This is a genomic window from Planktothrix tepida PCC 9214, assembly GCF_900009145.1.
GTDB lineage: Bacteria > Cyanobacteriota > Cyanobacteriia > Cyanobacteriales > Microcoleaceae > Planktothrix > Planktothrix tepida.
In genome coordinates this window covers 245,920-266,579 of record NZ_LN889813.1, presented here as the reverse complement: position 1 = coordinate 266,579, position 20,660 = coordinate 245,920, and the positions used below count along the sequence as shown (strand labels likewise).

The following is a 20,660-nucleotide window of genomic DNA, read 5'->3' as shown; positions in this document are numbered from 1 at the left end:
TTTGGTGTTATGTTATTATTATTTAGCTTTTGAGACAATAAAAGCTAAATCAATGTTCCCATTAATATAACAAATCTTTTTATTTTTATTAATTAGCTTATGTCTAATGAAAACCCAACTCAAAATGTTTTTTTAAAGAAAGCTAGACAACTTCAACGGGAAGGGAAGTTACACGAGTCTATCATAATTTATCTTAAAGCCATTGAAAATAATCCTACTTTTTCCTGGTATTATTATGAATTGGGTGAGGCTTTAGGAGCAGTTGGTAATTTGGAAGAATCGATTCAGCATTACCGAAAAGCTATTGAATTAAACCCAAAATCAGCCTGTTTTAATTATAGATTAGCAAAGGTTTTAAGTCAAGATGAAAATTTATTAGATGAAGCTATCGTTTGTTTTTTAAATGCGATAAATAATGGTTCGGGCGACCCTGAATTTAACTATCAACTTGGAAGAACTTTAGAGAAGAAAGGAAATTGGAATCAAGCAATTGTTGAGTATAAAAAAGCGATTGAGTTAGATTCAAAAAAACATTATTATTATATCAGTCTTGCCCATGCTTTTGCAAAACTTCAAGATTGGGATAATGCGATGTCTGCTTACCGTGCTGCAAATAATATTAATCCTTATGCCTTAGACTCCGAATCTAATCATGTATTAATAGAGAAGCCTGGTGTAGCCTTTCAAGTTAATAACCATACAATCTGTCAATCGGACTTGGATTCTGATAAATATGCTACAGTGGTTTTTAAAGGAAAACAAATTTATATAAGTGATCGACATTTTCGTCCTATATCAGAAATTGATATTGCAAAGAAATTATTTAAAAATTCTATTAGGCGTGTTCATGTAGAAGTCTTTTCATTTTGCAATCGAAAATGTATTTTTTGTCCCAACCAATATGGAACTCGTTTGAAAGAGAACCAATATTTAGATGAAAAAATATATCTGAATATTCTGAAAGAATTAGCTTTAATACATTATGACGGTATATTTGGTTTTCATCAGTATAATGAACCTTTAGCAGATAAAATAATTCTTCAAAGAATTACTCAAGCAAAATACTATCTACCCAAAGCAAACATCATCATCAATACAAACGGCGATTATTTAGATTTTAATTATTTAGAAGAACTTCAAAAATCAGGATTGATGAGTTTAAATATTTCAATCTACGGTCCTAAAAATGGTGTCTTTGATGAGCAGTACATTGTAGAAAAAATGAGTAGAATGGCGGAAAAACTTGAATTAAAACGAAAACAGCCCTCTTACACGAAAGGTTTTGGTTATTCAATTAAGGAAAACTATAAAGATACTTTAATTAATATTTGGGGAAGAAATATAGCATCTATTGGTTTTAACAGAGGAGAGCTTGTAGACGTAGGGCCTACCGTCATCAATCGTTCTTGTCCTTGTTTTTATCCATTTGAGGATTTGAGTGTAGACTACCGTGGTAATGTTTTACCATGCTGCAATGTTTACGCTGATTTGCCTGAGCATGATCAATATATTATTGGAAATTTAAACGATGGAAGAAGTATTTTTGAACATTATGTAGATCAGCAACTTGTAAATTGGCGCAAAAATTTAATTCGATTTTTCCCTAAAGGTAGTCCTTGTCAAACTTGTTCTCGGCTGGAGTTCCCTGAATTAGTAACATTGAAAAATGTAAATAGTTTGGAGAACTTAGCCCAAAGCTTGATGGAAGAAAAACCTTAACCAATGATGAAATCTTAATGAGTGATTTTTGAATTCCAGATAGTTTAGTTTTAGGAATAAATAAGGTGAGTATAAATCTAAACAATCTAATTAATGCAGTTAATGAATCTGAAGCTAATGGCTTTCAGAAAAAACCTAATAAAGATATTTTGACTGGTTTTTCTGGAGAAAAAGTGATTGGTATTCTGCAACGATTTTCTACGTTATTTGCTGAAGAAGAAAAGGCGTGTTATTTAGAAGTAGGAGTTTTTCAGGGACTCACACTTTTATCGGTAGCAAGTGCTTGTCCGAATATTTGTTGCTATGGAATAGATAACTTTGCTCAATTTGATCAAGACAAAAAGAACTATTCAATTATTTTGAAGCGAAAAAAAGAACTGGGAGTTAAAAATGCTCATCTAATTAATCAAGATTATGAAGATGCTTTATTAAATTTAGATAAATATATTGGAGATAAAAAGGTAGGTGTTTATTTTGTGGATGGGCCTCATGACTATCGCAGTCAGTTAATGTGCTTAGAGTTGATCCTCCCCTATCTTCACGAAAAAGCTTTAATTATTATTGATGATTGCAATTATTTGCATATTCGACAAGCAAATTATGATTTTTTAGTGACTCATCCTGAATATAAACTTTTGTTTGAAACCTATACTCGCTGTCATCCTAATCACATGACCCCAGAAGAAAATCAAGAGGTGCGAAAAGGTTGGTGGAATGGGATTAATGTTTTAGTTAGAGATATAAATAATGAGTTAGATCCTTTATTACCCATGACAGAAAGAGATCGGACAGTTTTTGTAAATGAACATTCAGTTCATGCTCATTTCTTAGCAGATTTAGTACCAGCAACTCTGAACACAATTTATGATCTGTATAACTCACATAAACAAGGTAAATCTGTTGATTTTAATGCCTTAAATCCACTATTTGTAAAGATGGATAACAAAGCAAAAGAGTTTAACAAAGAAGGTTATATTCCTCGAAAACAAATGAATACCTATAGTGAAGTATTACCAACTCGTTATAATAGTAACCTACGAGCAAATGCAAATCATCAACTGGCTTGTGAAAGTTTAAAACTAGCTAATCAACAAAAAAGAATAGGAAAAATGGTGGAAGCGATCGCTGGATATCGAAAAGCGATTATTTCCTATCCTGATTCGGCAATATGTTACTATAACTTAGGTGATGTTTTAAACCAAATGGGCTATTTTGAAGAAGCCATTGAATCTTACAAAAAAGCAATCCAACTAAAACCCTCATCAGCTTCTTACTGCTATAAATTAGCAGAGGTATTGCTGAAAATGAAAAACCTAGAATCTGCCTTTTCTTATTTTAAAAAAGCGATTGAACTTAATCCTAAATTTTATGGATCATATTTGCAGCTAGGGAAGATTTTTAAGCAACAAGAAAATGAAAGAGAATCTTATTTATATTATAAAAAAGCGATTGAACTTAATCCTCATTGTGCAGAGGCCTACACTGGCTTAGGAGATATTCTTTATTCCCAAGGAAATTGGCAGCAATCTTTATCCCATTACCAAACTGCTATTCAAATCTATCCTAACTCGTTTACAGCCCAATTACAATTGGGTAAAACCCTTGCACAACTTGGCAGACTAGAAGAAGCGATCGCTGCTTATCATCATACCTTGGAATTATGTCCTGATGCAGTAGAAGTTTACCTACCCTTCTTAGAAGTATTGATTCAAAAAAGTAAACTGGATACCAACGAATATACTAACTTACAACACCTTGAAAAAGCTGAAATCTATTCTGCTCAGGGAACAGAATCTCTAAATCAGAAAAACTACACGCAAGCTTTAACCCATTTTTATCAAGCTTTAACTCTTAATCCAAGTTTGGTTTCAGCTTATTTGGGTTTAGGTCAAACACTCAAATGGCAAAAATTAACAACTACAGCGATGGTCAGTTTTCAGCAAGCAATTGAGTTAAATCCTAATCGTAGTGATTCCTATCATTGGTTGGGAGAATGTTGCGTTGAATTGGATGAAATAGAGGAAGGGATTCATGCGTATCAACAGGCGATTAATATTAACCCAAAAGCAGCCCATGTCTATAGGGGTTTAGCTTCTGCTTACCAAAAACAAGGGAGTTGGGACGAGGCCATGAACTTCTACCAAAAATCACTAGAACTTAATCCCAAATATGTGTTAGCCTATAATCAATTCGCAGATGCTTTAGTGGAACGGGAAGAATGGGAATCCGCCGCTCAAGCCTATCGGCAATCTCTGAAACTGAATTCACAACAACCTGCCATTCAAGGTAAATTAGATCAAGTTCTATCTAAGTTGAGGGATTTTTCTTGAGTTGTTGGTGCGATCGCGATCACTTCCTCTACTTGCGATTTAACCGCTTTTATTTGAATCTTTGTTTCTGGTAAGTCCTAATATTCACTTTGTTCAAGTGGGGGAGCGATCGCTATATTTAAACAATTATTCCCAATCTTGGCGAGTATCGCAAATAAAACTATCTGCGAGAACTTCCTCAAACTTGTATGGACATTGGGTTGGAAAAGTTCTCAAGGGCAAATTTGTGTCTCGGAGTGCTAGATCAACTCCTGCCTCAAAGCCATCTTCTAAAGCATCAACAATGGGAGACTTTAAGCTAGGATTACGATGAAAATGGCGATTAACTGCGCGCATCAAGCAAGGATTCTGTTTTGCTTGTTAGAGGGACAATCAAAATATCTTGAGATGGATGTGGGGCATTGACCACAACTGCTGGTCTGACCTTTGAATTAGACAAATCTGAAAACGGATAGCGAACCAGAATGACATCATTTTTTGAGCAACTCGGCATAAACATCATCCTCAGCGTTATCCCAAACTGCATTTAACGAAATCTTACTTGCTTGAAGCCAAAATTCAGATTCATCATCAGGAATCAGAGTTATTAGCACTTGCGTTCCTTCCACTAACTCTGATGGCTCTAGCAATTCGATTTTCCCTTGTTTAACTGTACCCCAAAACGTTTTTAACATACTTACCTCTTATAAATCATACCCCACGATAACATCTACGCGAACGCAAAATATCTTGACCTCTAAATAACAGGATAAAAGCAGTTATTAGCGGGTTCTGTTGGTTCTATTCGACTCCCTGATACAATAAAACCCGTTCATCTTTCAACTCCAACCACCCCTCCATGAAACTCGACTTCTCCAACCTCTGCCAACAACACAGCATAGCCCCACGCGGGATTATTTTTATTGGTGCTTCCGATGGTAAAACCCTTAAACGGCTTAACCTTCCCGACACGGTTAAAACCCTGATCATTGATGCCAACCCCAGCACTGTTGAACGCCTACAAACCAACTTTGCTGAGAGTCCTAATGTTCAAGTCGTCCAAGCTGCTATTGCCAACCATAATGACACCGTTACCCTCCATCTAACTTCCCTTGAGTCTAGCAGTTCCATTCTGTCCTGGAAACGGTACAGCGAAATTTACCCAAATATCAAAGAAACTCAACAACTCACCCTCCCCTCCCGTACTTTGGATAGTCTTCTCGAAGAACTCCATCTGTCTCCCATTGACTTTAATATCCTGATTCTTGATATCCAAGGCGCTGAACTTTTGGCCTTAGAAGGTGCTAACCAACTTCTCAATACCCTGGATGCTGTTTATACCACTGTTCATTATCAGGAACTATTTGAAGGAGGTGCATTAGTAGAACAAGTTGATCAGTTCCTTGCTGATTACCAATTTCAACGGGTAGCAGAAGTCAGTCCCTACCATCCCGCTTGGGGAGAAGCCTTCTATGTCCGTCAAACCCTTGAAACTGAGGACGTAGTTAATCCGGTTAAACCTTTATCCCAAACCTCCCAACTTCTTCAGGAAACCCAAGAACAGCTAGAAACTTTACAGTCCCAGTACCAAGAGGTTTTGGTCACGTTGGAGCAGACTCAAGTTCAACTACAACAGAGTACAGAAAATTTAACTGAGTTACAATCCCAACGGGATCAAATGTTAGTCGAGTTAGAACAGTCTCAAACCGACCTGAAACAATCTCAAACTGACCTCAAACAATCTCAAACTGACCTCAAACAATCTCAAACTGACCTCAAACAATCTCAAACTGACCTCAAACAAACCCAAACTGAACTCCAACAATCTCAAACTGACCTCAAACAATCTCAGTCTCAAATCGAACAATTACAAACTGAACTCCAACAATCTCAAACTGACCTCAAACAATCTCAGTCTCAAATCGAACAATTACAAACTCAACACCAACAATCTCAGTCTCAACACCAACAATTACAAACTCAACTCGAACAAACCCAAACGGAACTGCAACAATCTCAATCTCAACACCAACAATTACAAACTCAACTCGAACAATCTCAAACTGACCTCAAACAATCTCAATCTCAACTCGAACAAACCCGAACGGAACTGCAACAATCTCAATCTCAACTCGAACAAACCCGAAAAGAATCTGATCAGTCCCGTTCTGAACTGCATGAAGTTCGAGAAGAATTAGAGTTAACTCAATTTCAACTCGATGAAGTTCAGGTTGAGTTAGAACAATATGTTGCTCAGTACCATCAACAGAAAGAAGAACTCACTAAACTGCAAACCGAACTCGAACAAACTAAAATGCTCTTAACTCAAGCTCAACAAAAACCAGAACCAACTGTTACTAAAAAATCAAAATCTGATAATGCAGTAATGGTTAAACTATTGGCAAGAGTTCTCGCAGAAACCCTTGAAGATTAATGAGGATATATTGTGACAGCTACCCCTTTATCAATTTCTCCCCATATTCAACCCACGTTAACAATCACGATTTTTGCAGTCCCTAAACCGTTTCGAGGTCAGATAGGGATAATTCAACGGAATGCTATTCAAAGTTGGACAAAGTTACAACCGCAACCGGAGATTATCTTATTGGGAACTGATCAGGGAACTCAAGAAACGGCGATAGAGTTCGGTTTACGTTATATTCCTGACATCAACGTTAATGCTCAAGGAACGCCTCTATTAAATAGTATTTTTTTCCAAGCTTCCCAACAAGCCACTCACCGAATTTTGACTTATGTTAATTCGGATATTATTTTAACGAGGGATTTCATACCAACGGTTCAACAAGTTGTCAGCCAATACCCGCAATTTTTAATATTAGGAAGACGTTGGAATTTGGATATTACTGATTCCATCGATTATAATAATCCTAATTGGGAACAAAATTTACGCGATCGCCTTCATCAAGCTGGAACTTTCAGTGGTGTAGGCGCATTAGATTATTTCGTTTTCCCTAAACCTTTATTTTCCCAACTTCCAGAATTTGCCATTGGACGAGCAGGTTGGGATAACTGGATGGTGGGGGAAGGACTCAAACAGAATATTCCGGTGATTAATGCCAGCCAGATAATTACTGCAATTCATCAAAATCATGACTATCATCATCTACCTGGACATCGTTTAGAAGCGTTTCAAGGAACCGAAGCACAACACAATCAAATTTTTCTTCAAAATCATTTTGCGGGAAATAGTGCTGATGCAACAATTTATCTCACCCCTCTATCTGCTAATCCCACCCCGAAGGTGAGTGTCATTATTCCCACCACCTGTGTAGAGACGCGCCATGGCACGTCTCTACCTACCACCATTGATAGTGTTTACCAACAAACTTTTACAGACTTTGAAATTATTGTTGTTGATGATAATAATTCTATAGGGGAAATGCGCTCGCTATTAACCAGAGAATATCCCTTAATTCGCTATATCCATCAACCGTCTTCAGGAATTGTAGCCGCTTATAATCAGGGTTTAGAAGTTGCGGAAGGGGAATTTATCACATTTTTGCATCCTCCAGAAGTGTTTTTACCCAACAAACTCGCTCAACAAGTGGCTTGCTTTGAACAGAAAGCAGGGTCTTTAGAAATGGTTTTCAGTTCTTGGAAAACCCCGTCTAGTTTTTGGAATCACAACATCAACCTCCTTGCCTTTGGGTCAGTATTACAAGGACGAGAAGGCTTGCACGGCGTTCATGGCTGGATGTTACCGACGCTGTGGCAATTTATCCGCACTAGCACGATTTTATTTCGGCGCAGTTGGGTACAGCGTTATGGTGGCTTTAATCCCCAACTGTCTGAACAAGCTGCTATCCTTGATCTATTATTAAATTTATCTTCAAGAGGAGCAGCGGCGGTTTGTTTGGAACAACCGACAATTTGCAGTTTGGAGCCTAAACCGTTAACGGTTGAAAAGATTAATTTAATAGCAGCCGAGTCTGAGCAACTCCTCCAGAACTATTTTTCCCGTCCAACCGTTAAACCTTGGATGCGTCCTCTGGACTGTCTCGCTTATACTCAAACCTTCCAATGGTTAGCCAGTTTAATTTCTGATGAACCCCAAAAGGCAAAATTCATTCATTGTTATCACCGCTATTTTCACCAGACCCAACCTTTCAGGGTTAACGCATAAAAATATGTTTTTGTCAAGTCTCGAATTTTGTCTTAATCTTCCGTTACAAAAACTCGTGCATCGGGAATTGAGAATCGAACCGGAATATTGTAAATTTTGCTTAATCTTGAACGAAGTTATAGCCTTCTAGCCGTCATTTTTACAAATAGACAGACTAACCCCTTGGGTAGTGTTTTTTCAAGCTTACCACAACCCCCATGATTTCGTCAACTATTTGAAAATTATTTTCAATAAAAAATCCGGTTGGAGTCTCTTTGTTTTAAATTTCAAAACAATCATAAATTAATAATAATATATTCTTATGAATAATTCGTGGGAATAGGAAGAAGGAAAGAATTGTCTCAGAGTCCCCCTTCAATGATGACTGATAACTGATGACTGATAACTGATTAATGCTTCTCCCAAATTCCGATAAAACCATAAATGAATCGGTTCTCCTTGTTGTTCTATCCCTTTTTGATAACAATCAATCGCTTCTTTTAAATAGCCTTGACGATGTAATTGTTGTCCCAATTCCTGATAAATCTCAGGATTATTGGGACTATTTTGTAACATCTCTCGATATCGGGAGAGGGGATCTAAATTAACGTTGTTTTTTTTTTGAAATTACACGACTAATCCCTTCATAAGCGAGATCAAAATCCGGTCTGAGGTTAATGGCTTTTTGGAAATAAACAAGGGCATCTTGATAATTTCCTTTTTGTTCTAAGGCTTCTGCCCAGTGTAAATGAATATCAGGTGATTGGTCATAAATCTCACAAGCGCGACGATAACAACTAATCGCTTCATCCCACTTTTGCAACATAGCAAAGGTATGACCTAAAAGATGATAAGCAACGGGAGATGCAGGGTTAAGAACACAAGCGCGACGTAAAGCAACTAACGCATTTTCAATGTTGCCTTGTTGTCGGAGAGATTGTCCTAAATTTTGATAAGATTCAAAGGAATCAGGAATAAACTCTTGATTCCGACGATATTGAGCGATCGCTTCTTCAAATTGGCGTTGTTTGCCTAAAAGTTGTTGTAACCCAAACTCAATGCTGCTCTGATTTTCTGGATTCAGTTCTAAGGCTTGACGATAGGCGGAAATCGCTTCTTCCCATTGATAAAATTGGGCTAAAGCTTGTGCTAATTGCTCATATAATTCTGCTGAGGCGGTTTCAAAATCACAAGCTTGACGATAAACGGTAATTGCTTCTTCTAAATGATGAACTTGAACCAGTGCTTGAGCTAAACTTTGTTGATTTTGAATAGAATCAGGATTCAGTTCAACACAACGACGATAACTTGTTACGGCTTCTTGCCATTGATTTTGTGCAGCTAACGCTTTTCCTAACTGTTGATAAGCGTCTGCAAAATTAGGATTCAATTCACAAGCGCGATGCAAAACAACTGTTGCTTCTTTCCATTCTTGCTGTTGAACTAATGCCGAGCCTAAATCATAATGAGCGTCCGCCGAATTAGAATTAACCTGACAACGGCGACGACAAAGATTAATGAGTTCTTGCCATTGTTCTTGACTTTTTAAAATATCTTGCAAGCGCTGATAAGCTTCGGTTAAATTCGGATTCAGTTGACAAGCACGACGATAGTTGCTCACAGCTTCATCAGCTTGATGTAGTTGTTCTTGAATCAGACCTAAACCCAAATAACACTCCGGCCAATAAGGATTAATTTGTAACGCTTGATGATAGGCAGAAAGAGCATCTTGCCATTGATGTTTTTGAGCAAAAGCTTGTGCTAAATAATAGTAGGTTTCCCCGTTGTTGGGTTTAAGCTCTAACGCCTTCTGAAATTGAGTAATCGCTTCTGTAAAATTGCCTTGTTGGGTTAAGGCAAAGCCTAAATTCGTGTAAAATTCATGAAAGCTCGGATCTTGATCGACGGCTTTACGGAAACAACTGATTGCTTCGCCATAATTACCCTGCTGAGTCAACACACTGCCTAAGCGGTCATAAAACCAAGGGGAATTCGGGTTGAAATCAATGGCTTTTTGGTAAGCTGCGATCGCCTTTTGGGCATCTCCCTGTTGGTTGAGGGCTTCCCCTAAGTTATAGTAACTCCAAGGGGATGTCGGATTTTCCTGTATCGCTTGTTCATAGGTTTGAATGGCTTGTTCAAACTGACTTGTCCGTAACTGTTGATTGGCGGTTTCAAAATAGCTAACACTCATGCCTGTATTCTCGGTTAATTTTAAGATTCAATAAGAGTTGAGGGCGACTTCAGGGAAGCTAAGAATTACAATAAAATACCTGTTTTGGATTGTACAGGAATTTATGCAATTTCATTCCTCCAAATTACAACAAATTAGATATCAGTTAGAGCGATCGCAATCTTGGCTACAAGAAATTGAAGTCAAAATGAACGCTTGGCAGTCTCCCTCAACTCTGCCTCTACCTGCACGTCAGTCATTTTTATTTTACCGAGATTATGGAGGGTTCACAGGGGGACATTTAAAAGTTTGGGATTATTTTAATCATGTCCAATTTTCCCAACGCTATTCTCCCTTGATTTATTTTACGCCTCAAAGCAGTTGGGATGCTAGTAATCCTTGGTTAAATTTAGAGCGAAAATTGATATTATCGCAACCGTTAGAATATTCTGATATAATTTTTATGGAAGGGTTAGATTGGCAGTTCCTCGATGAACGCTATAAAAACAATTCTCCCATTCCGATTATTAATTTAATTCAGCACGTTCGACACGCTTATCCTGATAATCCCCGTTATCCCTTTCTCAAGTATAAAGCGATTCGGATTTGTGTCAGCACTGAGATCAAAACGTATTTAGAAGCCACTGATCAAGTGAATGGAGAAATATTTGTTATTCCTTGTGGCTTGGATCTGAACTTAATTCCTCAAGGAATAGATTGGCATCAAAAAGAGGATAAAGTTTTAATTGCCGCTTTAAAAGAACCGGAATTGGGACAAACCTTAAAGATAGAATTAGAAAAAATAGGGAAGAACGTGGAACTCCTGACTGCACAACTTCCGAGATCTGAATATCTACAAAAGCTAAACCGTGCCAAAGTGACTCTCTTTCTTCCGAACCAAACAGAAGGTGAAGGTTTTTACCTACCCGCCTTAGAAGGGATGGCAGTGGGGACACTGGTGATTTGTCCAGATTGTCTTGGAAATCGTTCCTTTTGTCATTCAGGTAGAAATTGTTTACGTCCTGAGTATACGATCAAAAGTTTATTGAAGGCGCTCCAACAAGCCTTACAATATTCTCAAACTCAAATTGGGGAAATGTTAACCCATGCGAAACAAACTGTTCATGAACATAATCTCCTTAAAGAGCGTCAAGCTTTTTTAGAGATTCTCGATAATATTCATGAAATTTGGTAAACGTTAATCCTCAACTCTCACCCTTTAATTTATTGGAAATCTATGCAAAAGCAAAACCCAGAACAAACTGCTTTCATTATCACCGGAATGCACCGTTCAGGAACTTCCTTAACTGCATCAATTCTTCAGAGTGCAGGGGTTCATATAGGCCGAAATTTATTAGGTGCAGATCACGTTAATATAAAGGGTCATTTTGAGAATATTGACTTTTATCACCTTCACATGAATATTCTTGACTCACAAGGAGCCAGTAGTGCAGGTTGGACATTACAGGACAATTTGGAGATTAAGGAAGAATTTGTTGACCGAGCTAAAGAACTCATCGAACAAAATGCTTTAAGTGCTGTCTGGGGATGGAAAGAACCTAGAACTACTCTATTTTTAGAATTTTGGGCAAAACTGTTACCCGAAGCCAAATTTTTATTAATTTATCGTTCTCCTTGGGAAGTTGCAGATTCCCTGTATCGGCGACAGGATGAAATCTTTCAAACTCAGCCTGAATTAGCCATCAAATATTGGCAGCATTATAATCAAAAAATCCTGAATTTTTATAATCAAGAGCAACATCGTTGTCTGCTAACTAATCTAAACACAATTATTCAAAACCAAACTGCCTATATTGATACTATTAATCAAAAGTTTAACGTTGAGTTAAGTTATCCAGCACCCACTGCTTACGATCCTTCTTTATTGAAAACTGAGATTTCTTCAAACAGTCAGAAACCGACTTTAATTGACTATTATTTTCCTGAAGCCATTGAACTGTATCAGGAACTTGAAGGGAGAGCATGGCATCCTGAACAAACACCAGACTTTTCGTGGCAAGACTTATTAAAGCCATCTCTGTATCGGTCTTGGGCATTTCAAGATTGGGCAAATGGGCGTCGATTAGAACAGGAAAATAAATCCTTAAAAGCTCAATTGCAAGACCAACAAGCTGAAGTCCAAGAAGCTCAATTAATTAAAACTGAGTTAGAGCAAACAAAATCTCAATTGAAAACAGCAGAAGCTTTATTAGATCAGTCTCAATCTCAATTACAGGAAACAGAAACCGTTTTAGAAAAATCTCAAACTCAGTTACAACGAACCGAGTCTGTTTTACAAGAATCTCATACTCAACTCAACCAAACTCGTATCGAATTAGAAGCCACTAAAGCTCAACTAAGCCAAGCTCAATTTGATGTAATGCGGTATCAATCCCAATTACATCAAACTCAGGAAGAATTAGAATATTATGAACTAAACTGGCCTCAAGTTCAGGACGATTTAACACGGTATAAAACTCAACTTGGGGAATCGGAAGCTAAAATTTATGAAGCTGAAGCTTTATTGAGTCAATTAATGATGCAGTTACAACAAACTAAAAAGCGAGAAGAACGCTTTCAAATTCAACTGCATCAAACCGTAAAAGAACTAGAACAAAAAACAACTCAACTGCACCAAGAACAAGCAGCTTTGCAACAAGCAACGGATCAAGTTAAACAACTGAAACGGGATTTAAAACGCTCAAATTCTCAACTGTATCAAGTGGAAGGAGAGTTGGATTTATACCATTCTCAATTAGAACAATCGGTATCTCAATTAGAAATAGTGCAAATGGAATTGACTCAAACTCAGTCACAATTCCAAGACGCACAACAACAGTTAGAACAACAGAAGGCTTATATTCAGGAACTTGAAACATCTGTTGAGCAGCTTGAACAAGTACAAGCCCAACTCACCCAAACTCAATCACAATACCAGCAAACCAAACGAGACTTAAAACAAAAACAAGCTCAAATTCATCAACTACAAACGGAATTGAAGCGATCGCAAGCTCAACTGCACGAACTCCAAGTTGAATTAGCTCAATCCCAAGCTCAATTAGAACAAATGCAGGAACGGCAACGCTTAGAGCAAACAATGGCTGAAGATCCCAAACCGGAAAGCGAAATCAACTACAACCTATTAATTTGGGATGCTTGGAATGCTTACCGAAATGGTAAATTACCTTTAATGAAACAGCACCTTCAGCAAGCGTTGAAATTAACTAAAACTTCACCAAGTGAAACAATTTTGACTTGGCTAGAAACCTTTTCTAAATTATCCTTAGCCCAAGGCTTTGAACTAGATTCCCATGGTTTAACCCATTCTGAGGAATGGCAACAGTTAATGCGCCAAATGATGGTCAAAAAAACAATGCCATTACCTTTCATTAAAAGTTATCCATCCACTCCAGAACAGCCTGAATCTGAACCAATCGCTCTGAGTGGGGCAGAAAATCATAACTTAAATTAAGCTAAAATTACTCGCGTAGAGACGTTTCATGAAACGTCTCTACCCAGGCGGAACGTTAAGGCTGAAGTCCAGGTTTTAGGGCTTCTGGGCACGATGGTAACAAAGTTCAGCTTCTTCCGTTTCCCCCAGTTGAGTTAAAACATCCCCCAATAGCTGGTAGGTAGATACCCAGTTCGGGTTTAATTCAAGGACTCGACGGTAACATTGGGCTGCTGCTTCTAAGTCCGCTTTAGCAGCTTGGGGAAGAGGTTGTAAGGGGGAACGATTTTGCAACGCTTCCCCCAAATGTTGGTAAACAACATCAGATTCGCTGATATTTAAGGCGCGACGGTAAGCAGCAACCGCTTCATCCCAACGTTGCAGTTGAGCCAAGGCAAACCCTAAATGATCTTGAGCTTCCAAGGAGTTCGGATCAAGTTCAACGGAATGGTGATAGGCAGTAACCGCCTGTGGCCACCGTTGTAAGGTCGCTAAAGCATCCCCCAAATGTTGGTAAATAATCGCCGCATCAGGAGCCAGTTCCAACGCTTTATGATAGGAGGTAATTGCGTCTTCCCATTGGTGAGTTAGGGATAAGGTATGTCCGAGAAAATGATAATAAATGGCGGATTGAGGATCAATTTCTGCGGCTTTACGGAAATCGGTAATCGCCTCTTGCATTTTGCCTTGATTTCTGCTAATCAAGCCTAACTTATAATGAGTCCAGGCTGATTTGGGGTTCAGTTTAATCACCTGTTGATAAGACTCAAGGGCTTCCTCAATTTGGTTTAGAGCTTCTAACGCTTCTCCCAACTGTTGATAAAGTTCCCATTTGTTGGCACTGACTTCAAGGGCTTTCCGCAAATAAGCAATGCCTTCGCTTCCCCGTCCTTGACGAGCAAAGGCATCCCACAAATATTGATAACAGGAGGTTGCATCGGGTTCCAATTCAATTGCAGTTTGTAGGGAACTGATGGCTTCTGAAAAATGTCCTTGTTGGCAGAGCAATTTTCCAAGGCTTTGCTGAAACTCATAAAAATCAGGATTGAGTTCCACAGCACGGCGATAAGCATCCGTTGCTTCGGGGATTCTCCCCTGTTGCTCTAGGAGTTCTGCCAAGTTATAGTAAGACCAAGCCGAGTTGGAATTAAGTTCGCAGGCTTTTTGGTAACTTGCGATCGCTTCTTCCCACTGACCCAATTGAGTTAGGGTTTCTCCTAAGTTGTGGTGATACCAGGAAAAGTTGGGTTTTTCGGTGATAGCATGACGGTAAGCAACCACGGCTTGATCCAATTGACGGTGCTGCTGGTACTGATTTGCTTGCTTAAAACAAGAGTTTGCGTCTTGTAGAGAAGTGAGTTGGAAATTTGTGTTCATGCCTTGTCAATTTTGCCACTCAATATTATTATATTATAAGCAATAAATTGCCTCTTTAAATAACTGTTTTATGACTTCTCAATTATGTAATATTAATTTGAGAAACTCAAAACAGACCAGCATCTGATCCGATCTGGAAAAAGTCAAGTCTAGCCGAGTAAGAACAAAAAAATAATGATGAAAGCTTTTGTTTTAACAACGATTAACAGCCCCACAGATGCACTCTTCAAATATCGAGATATTCTTGTAGATTTAGGGTGGAATATTATCATTGTTGGAGATAAAAAAACGCCGTCTACCTTTGATGTGCCTGGAGCAGAGTATTTAAGTATTGATCAGCAATATGACGAATTTGGAGAAATTGCATCTCTGATTCCTGCCAATCATTACGCTCGAAAAACATTAGGATACCTCTATGCTTTAAAAAAAGGCGCGGAGATCATTGCGGAATCCGATGACGATAATATTCCATATGCTGATCGATATCCCAATTTTGTACCAAGTCAAGTCAAAACACCAATCATTGAAGCACGGGGAGTTTATAACGTTTATTCATACTTTACCTCTCAAAAAATATGGCCTCGGGGCTTACCCCTGGATGCAATTAAAAATAAAATCGATCAAACTCTAACAGACGAAAAAGAAGTAACTTGTTATGTTCAGCAAGGGTTAGCTGATTTAGATCCTGATGTGGATGCCATCTATCGATTAACAGCATCCGAAGCAGAAATTATCTTTGATTCTGGCAAAAAGTTAGCTTTGGGAGCAGGTTGCTATACTCCCTTTAATACTCAAAATACTTTATTCTACAAACCTGCATTTCCTCTGATGTTACTCCCCATTGGAGTCCATAGTCGTGTAACCGATATCTGGCGGGGTTATATTGCTCAACGTTTGTTATGGTGCATGGATTCTGCTGTACTGTTCCTATCTCCTTCGGTTTACCAACTGAGAAATGAACATAATCTTTTAAAAGATTTTGAAGCAGAAGTTCCCCTTTATACAGACGTTAAAAAATTTATTGATCTTTTAGAAAGCTTTTCATCTGAGTCTCGCCAAGCGAGTGAGTTAATGGTAGAGCTTTATAGCCATCTTTACCAGCATCAATTTTTGTCTGAAATTGACCTTAAACTTTGCCAATTGTGGAGTCAAGAAATTAGCAAGTATATGGGGTAAGGAATAGCTAATATTCCCAATAACATCAAGCCTAATTAATTATAGAGCAACATACAATCAAGTTGAGTTATGAGTGAAAGTCTGGAAATGAATGAACTAAAGACCTGGGAAGATTACTATAAATTAAGTCAGTCTTCCTTTGAACAGGGAAAATTAGCAGAATCAATTGGGAGTTACCGTCGAGCATTAATGCTTAACCCGAATTTAACTCAACCGAGTTTTCTAGGACAGTTACCTGAATTAAGCACGATTCATATTCCTGCTAAACAGTTAAATATCCTTCCCGATCCCAAAACAATAGAAACCTCAGAAGGTTTTGTTATTAGTTTAGCAGGAAATCAAAATTTTGTATTTTACGGCCCTTACATTGATATTCCTGATGGATTTTATCGGATTCAAGTTCAGTTTGATTTCCCAGAATTTAATTCTGAGCAAACTGATGTTTCTAATCAGCAAAAAGGCTTCAAATTTGATATCGCTGCCCCCTTTCCCTCGATTATTTATGAAACAGAAGTTGATCCTGGACAAGAACAGCTAAACTTTTATTTAGATATTGTTAGCGGTCAACGTGCAGAGTTTCGCTTTTTCTCCTTCGGTACAGCTTTTTCTGTTAAGTCAATCACTCTGGCTTTAGTTTATTCTCCTGAAAATAGCTTAGATACGGCTTTAGAATACTATTTTGATTTAGCAAATTTTTTAAGTTTACAAAATAAAACTGATAAAGCTTATATAGCCTATAACAACTGTGTAGAATTCGATTCATCAGCGCTAAATATACCAAGTTTTTTAGCCAATTATCAAGGTTTTTTAGCAGACGTTGAATGGACTAATGCCTACTCAACTTTAGGACAAATTTTTCAGCACAAAGGGAAACTAGAAGAAGCAATTATCTGCTACCGTCAACTGATTAAACGAGTACCTGCTCAAGCTAGTGCTTATGAAAGTTTGGCTCTGCTTCTAGCGGAGCAAGGTAAAATTCAAGAAGCTGTAACTATGTTTCAAAAAGCTAACCCAACATTCCAAAAGACTGAATTTTATGATAAAATTTGGAGAAACCTTAATAATTATGGCAATTTAAAGGATGATGTTGAGGACAGTATAGAAATTAGCCAAGAAAAAGCTTATCAATATTTTTGTCAAAAAAATAACTCGTATACCATCATTAATCTTAACGCCTTGGATGAGGAAAGCGAAACTTTCCTTAACCGTTCTCATATTTCTTTAGCTAATCTAAAACTGATTAAACAAGAAAATCTTGCTTTAGAAGAAATTTATGTTAATAGTATTAATAGTGGGGACGAAACCAAACAATTAAGTAAATTAATCAAAAAAAAGTCAGACTTTACCTGGGAACTTCTCAATCCCCACTATTTTCAACAAAGTATTGTAGAAACTGGATATATTTACACCATTTGTCCTTTGACAGGTACAGTTCTCAAAAGTAATCAATCCTTCTATATCCAGCAGCATACAGTTACTCCTTTATGTTTCTACCGATTCCAAGGAACAGAAGTTTTTTACCTGGTGGTCGGGGGTTGGAGTGGCGGAAAAGTTGCTGTTTATTTTCCCCAAAGAGAGCTTTTAGTGTTGCTTTCACCGGAATGGGGAATGTGGTTAAAGCATGAGGAATATCTCAACAGTTTCAAAGCCCACCTAGTGGGTAACTGGCAAGATGTAAAATCTTATCTTTCTCCAGAAAACAAAACCAAAAAACTAACTTCTATCTCCGGGGTCATTGCTAATTTAGGTCATTATTTTTGGAATGACCTAACCGCGATTGACTACCTTGATCAAACCCAGCTACTAGATCGAATTGATCAATTTATACTAGGTTCAGAGAGTCGATTAGAATTACATCACCTCTTTCCTGAAATTCCTGAAAATAAAATTTCTAAAGTCCAGAATAACACAGATATTTTTCAATTCGTTTTGAAGAATAATCTTTTTGCTGTTCGATTGACAGAGTTTTGTATCCAAGAGAGTTTAGTTCAACGGATATACAAGGCAGCGATTCAAAATTGTAGCGAAGGTTTTTTACAACAAATTGAAGAAGCAAAAACCCATTTTCCTTTATTATGGATCAATCTTCGCGGACATAATAAATCGTGGATTAATCAAGTTGATGGCTATGCCAATATTATCAATGAACTGTCTAAAGAATACCCCAATTTAGCCATTTTATTTGATGGGTTTTCTACCGAAAAAGAGACGATGGAAAAAATTATTCAACAAATTCCATCCACAGTCACAATATACAATGGTTTAAACTGCTCCATACCTGAAACTTTAGTATGGGCATTTGCCATAGATGCTTACATTGCTGTACTCGGATCGGGGTTAACCCTGGTGACCTGGATTGCCAATAAACCGGGTGTTGCTCACTCTGATCGTGCCCACTATTCTCAAATTCAGATGTGGGCAGAAGCTCGTGACAATGCGATCACACCCAGTTATGTACCCCTTGAGTCTATTGTAGATATACAAGATGGAAGGGAAGGTTGGCTTAACTATGAGTGTGATTGGAAAGTCATCTATAATCAAGTTGTTAATGTAATTCGTAGTGTAAAAAAATCTTCAAAGCAGGATCAACAAGAAATGAACACTGAAATTGGACAAGAAATGTCAGAAGTAGTATTAGAAAAAAAACCTGATTTGACTCAATCTGAATTACCAGATAGTCCAGAGGAGCTAAAAGCACTTCGATATGAATTAGAGCGGACAAGAGAACAATTAGAGCGTTCACAATCACAGTTAGATGAAGTTTTAGCAGAACTGGAACAAGCACACTGGGAACTCCATAAAAATGAGGAAAATAACAATCAGGAAAATCAAGTTGAACAAGCGGTTCCCACTCCACTACAACAACCGGAATCAAGTTCATCTGAATATCTCAAACTAGACTTGGGTTGTGGCGGAAATAAGAAACCCGGAACAATTGGTTTAGATTACTGTGCAATTCCAGGAGTTGTTGATCATGTTCTGAACCTACAAACGGACAAATTACCTTTTCCAGACCGGAGTGTTGATTATGTTTACTCCGCTCACTGCTTAGAACATTTAACAGAATCACCGGTTCATTTATTTAAAGAAATTAGTCGAGTTTGTGTAGAAGGTTCCCGATTAGAGTTTTGGACTCCTTATCTTTGGCATAACTCAGCATTTATCTATGGACATACGACTTACTATCAAGAAGATAATTATATGCACCTTTGTGTTTGGTTTCCCGATTTTTGGTCACCCGGTTTAGGGGCAAGATGGTATTTAAAAGAACTTGTATATGTTATAGAACCCCAAATTTTAGTAGAACTCTATAAACAAAAAGTTCAACTGGACTTTGCAATTCGATATTATAAAGGAGTTGTCCATGAACTTGGTGCGATCATCGAAGTTAGTCATGAAAATAAAGGACAGATTATCTATCCTCAACGTAGTTTTACAACCAATCGCTTTGCACAGCGTTTTTTACTTCAACAGCAATCTCAACCTTTTGATGAAATTGAGTTAACCCAAGCGCTCAACTGGTTCAATGGTACATCAAGTTAAGCTAGAGTTTTTAACTGAAACTTGTATCCAATTTTGATATCGAATATTCCCTGACTAAGACTTATGATTTTGAGTTTTCTTGAGAATACAGATAAACTCAAAATCATTTTCTTTAAATTGTTCGATTGTAAATTGAAAGCCCAATGTTTCTTGACAATAGGACAGCAATTCTAAAAAAGAATCGGGTTTCCAAACATGAAAATGAATACTATAATCCATATCTAACAAGAGTTTCATCCGAGCCGATATTTGGTCTTCTGGGACTTTATCAACTAAAGAAACATATTCTTGATAATGCCCTTGCTTAGACCATTCAGGCCCTTCTTTATAGTCTCGAATTAGGTGATCTAAATCTGTAATCGGGCGATCTAAATCAAAGGTATAACGTTTATCAGGAACTCCCATATATAAGATGCCTCCTTCCTTCAAAACTCGAAGAAAATTTTGAATCGCACCAATGGGATTTTGACAATGCTCAATCATGTGATTAGCAATTACAAAATCCCAAGTATTATCGTGAATTTGGGCTAATCTTTCACCATCATCAATAATATCAGGATCAACCAGATTAACCGCCGATAATTCTGGATATTGTTTCCTCAGATTAGCAGCAGACATTCGATCAACATAATGAACTTTTGCACCATTAGGAACTTCTAGGGGAGCATGAAGCGCACCAACTTCCATACCTTCCCCACTAATATATTGAACAGCAAGCTCCTTACGAACTTGATAGACATCTACCATTAACTAACTCCTGAGTTGAAAGCTGCAAAAATCCTAACTTAA

At 37.7% G+C, this 20,660-nt stretch carries 14 protein-coding genes; 8 read left to right on the top strand and 6 right to left on the bottom strand.

Annotated elements, in window-relative coordinates; genetic code table 11:
* Positions 1-99: 99 nt before the first annotated feature.
* Positions 100-1,719: a tetratricopeptide repeat protein gene (locus PL9214_RS23840; RefSeq protein ID WP_072721559.1), complete on the top strand. Its 1,620-nt coding sequence runs from the start codon at positions 100-102 to the stop codon at positions 1,717-1,719.
* A 65-nt stretch (positions 1,720-1,784) separates the two neighbouring features.
* Positions 1,785-4,049 carry a tetratricopeptide repeat protein gene (locus PL9214_RS23835; RefSeq protein ID WP_072721557.1) on the top strand — a complete coding sequence of 755 codons (2,265 nt, stop codon included), beginning with the start codon at positions 1,785-1,787 and terminating at the stop codon, positions 4,047-4,049.
* 126 nt (positions 4,050-4,175) lie between these two features.
* Here the strand turns inward: PL9214_RS23835 and PL9214_RS23830 are convergent, their stop codons facing one another.
* Together PL9214_RS23830 and PL9214_RS23820 are read right to left on the bottom strand one after the other, a co-directional pair.
* A complete protein-coding gene (locus PL9214_RS23830) occupies positions 4,176-4,385 on the bottom strand; it encodes a DUF29 family protein (protein WP_072721554.1) in 210 nt (69 codons plus the stop codon).
* A 134-nt stretch (positions 4,386-4,519) separates the two neighbouring features.
* The gene (locus tag PL9214_RS23820) at positions 4,520-4,723 is read right to left on the bottom strand and encodes a hypothetical protein (protein WP_072721552.1); all 204 of its coding nucleotides are present in this window, start codon (positions 4,721-4,723) and stop codon (positions 4,520-4,522) included.
* Positions 4,724-4,887: 164 nt separating this feature from the next.
* Here PL9214_RS23820 and PL9214_RS23815 point away from each other — a divergent pair, with 164 nt between their 5' ends.
* Together PL9214_RS23815 and PL9214_RS23810 are read left to right on the top strand one after the other, a co-directional pair.
* Positions 4,888-6,462, top strand: coding sequence for an FkbM family methyltransferase (locus PL9214_RS23815; RefSeq protein WP_072721551.1), 1,575 nt, complete (start codon positions 4,888-4,890; stop codon positions 6,460-6,462).
* 12 nt (positions 6,463-6,474) lie between these two features.
* Positions 6,475-8,172 carry a glycosyltransferase family 2 protein gene (locus PL9214_RS23810; RefSeq protein WP_072721549.1) on the top strand — a complete coding sequence of 566 codons (1,698 nt, stop codon included), beginning with the start codon at positions 6,475-6,477 and terminating at the stop codon, positions 8,170-8,172.
* Between the two features lie 354 nt (positions 8,173-8,526).
* On the opposite strand, the gene PL9214_RS23805 is transcribed toward PL9214_RS23810, so the two are convergent.
* Both PL9214_RS23805 and PL9214_RS23800 read right to left on the bottom strand, forming a co-directional pair.
* Positions 8,527-8,727, bottom strand: a complete 201-nt coding sequence (locus PL9214_RS23805) for a tetratricopeptide repeat protein (protein ID WP_072721548.1) — start codon at positions 8,725-8,727, stop codon at positions 8,527-8,529.
* 28 nt (positions 8,728-8,755) lie between these two features.
* Complete coding sequence (locus PL9214_RS23800) at positions 8,756-10,345, bottom strand: tetratricopeptide repeat protein (protein WP_072721546.1); 1,590 nt, start codon at positions 10,343-10,345, stop codon at positions 8,756-8,758.
* A 103-nt stretch (positions 10,346-10,448) separates the two neighbouring features.
* On the opposite strand from PL9214_RS23800, the gene PL9214_RS23795 reads away from it, so the two are divergent.
* Entirely contained in the window at positions 10,449-11,519 is a 1,071-nt protein-coding gene (locus PL9214_RS23795) for a glycosyltransferase family protein (protein WP_072721544.1), read from the top strand.
* A 42-nt stretch (positions 11,520-11,561) separates the two neighbouring features.
* Entirely contained in the window at positions 11,562-13,796 is a 2,235-nt protein-coding gene (locus PL9214_RS23790; protein ID WP_072721542.1) for a sulfotransferase, read from the top strand.
* Positions 13,797-13,871: 75 nt separating this feature from the next.
* Here the strand turns inward: PL9214_RS23790 and PL9214_RS23785 are convergent, their stop codons facing one another.
* Complete coding sequence (locus PL9214_RS23785; protein ID WP_072721541.1) at positions 13,872-15,152, bottom strand: tetratricopeptide repeat protein; 1,281 nt, start codon at positions 15,150-15,152, stop codon at positions 13,872-13,874.
* Between the two features lie 174 nt (positions 15,153-15,326).
* Here PL9214_RS23785 and PL9214_RS23780 point away from each other — a divergent pair, with 174 nt between their 5' ends.
* On the top strand, positions 15,327-16,328 hold the full coding sequence (locus tag PL9214_RS23780; RefSeq protein WP_072721539.1) for an STELLO glycosyltransferase family protein: 1,002 nt from the start codon (positions 15,327-15,329) through the stop codon (positions 16,326-16,328).
* A gap of 87 nt (positions 16,329-16,415) precedes the next feature.
* Positions 16,416-19,871, top strand: coding sequence for a tetratricopeptide repeat protein (locus PL9214_RS23775; protein ID WP_186440449.1), 3,456 nt, complete (start codon positions 16,416-16,418; stop codon positions 19,869-19,871).
* A gap of 54 nt (positions 19,872-19,925) precedes the next feature.
* Here the strand turns inward: PL9214_RS23775 and PL9214_RS23770 are convergent, their stop codons facing one another.
* The gene (locus PL9214_RS23770) at positions 19,926-20,618 is read right to left on the bottom strand and encodes a methyltransferase domain-containing protein (RefSeq protein WP_072721536.1); all 693 of its coding nucleotides are present in this window, start codon (positions 20,616-20,618) and stop codon (positions 19,926-19,928) included.
* Positions 20,619-20,660: the final 42 nt, after the last annotated feature.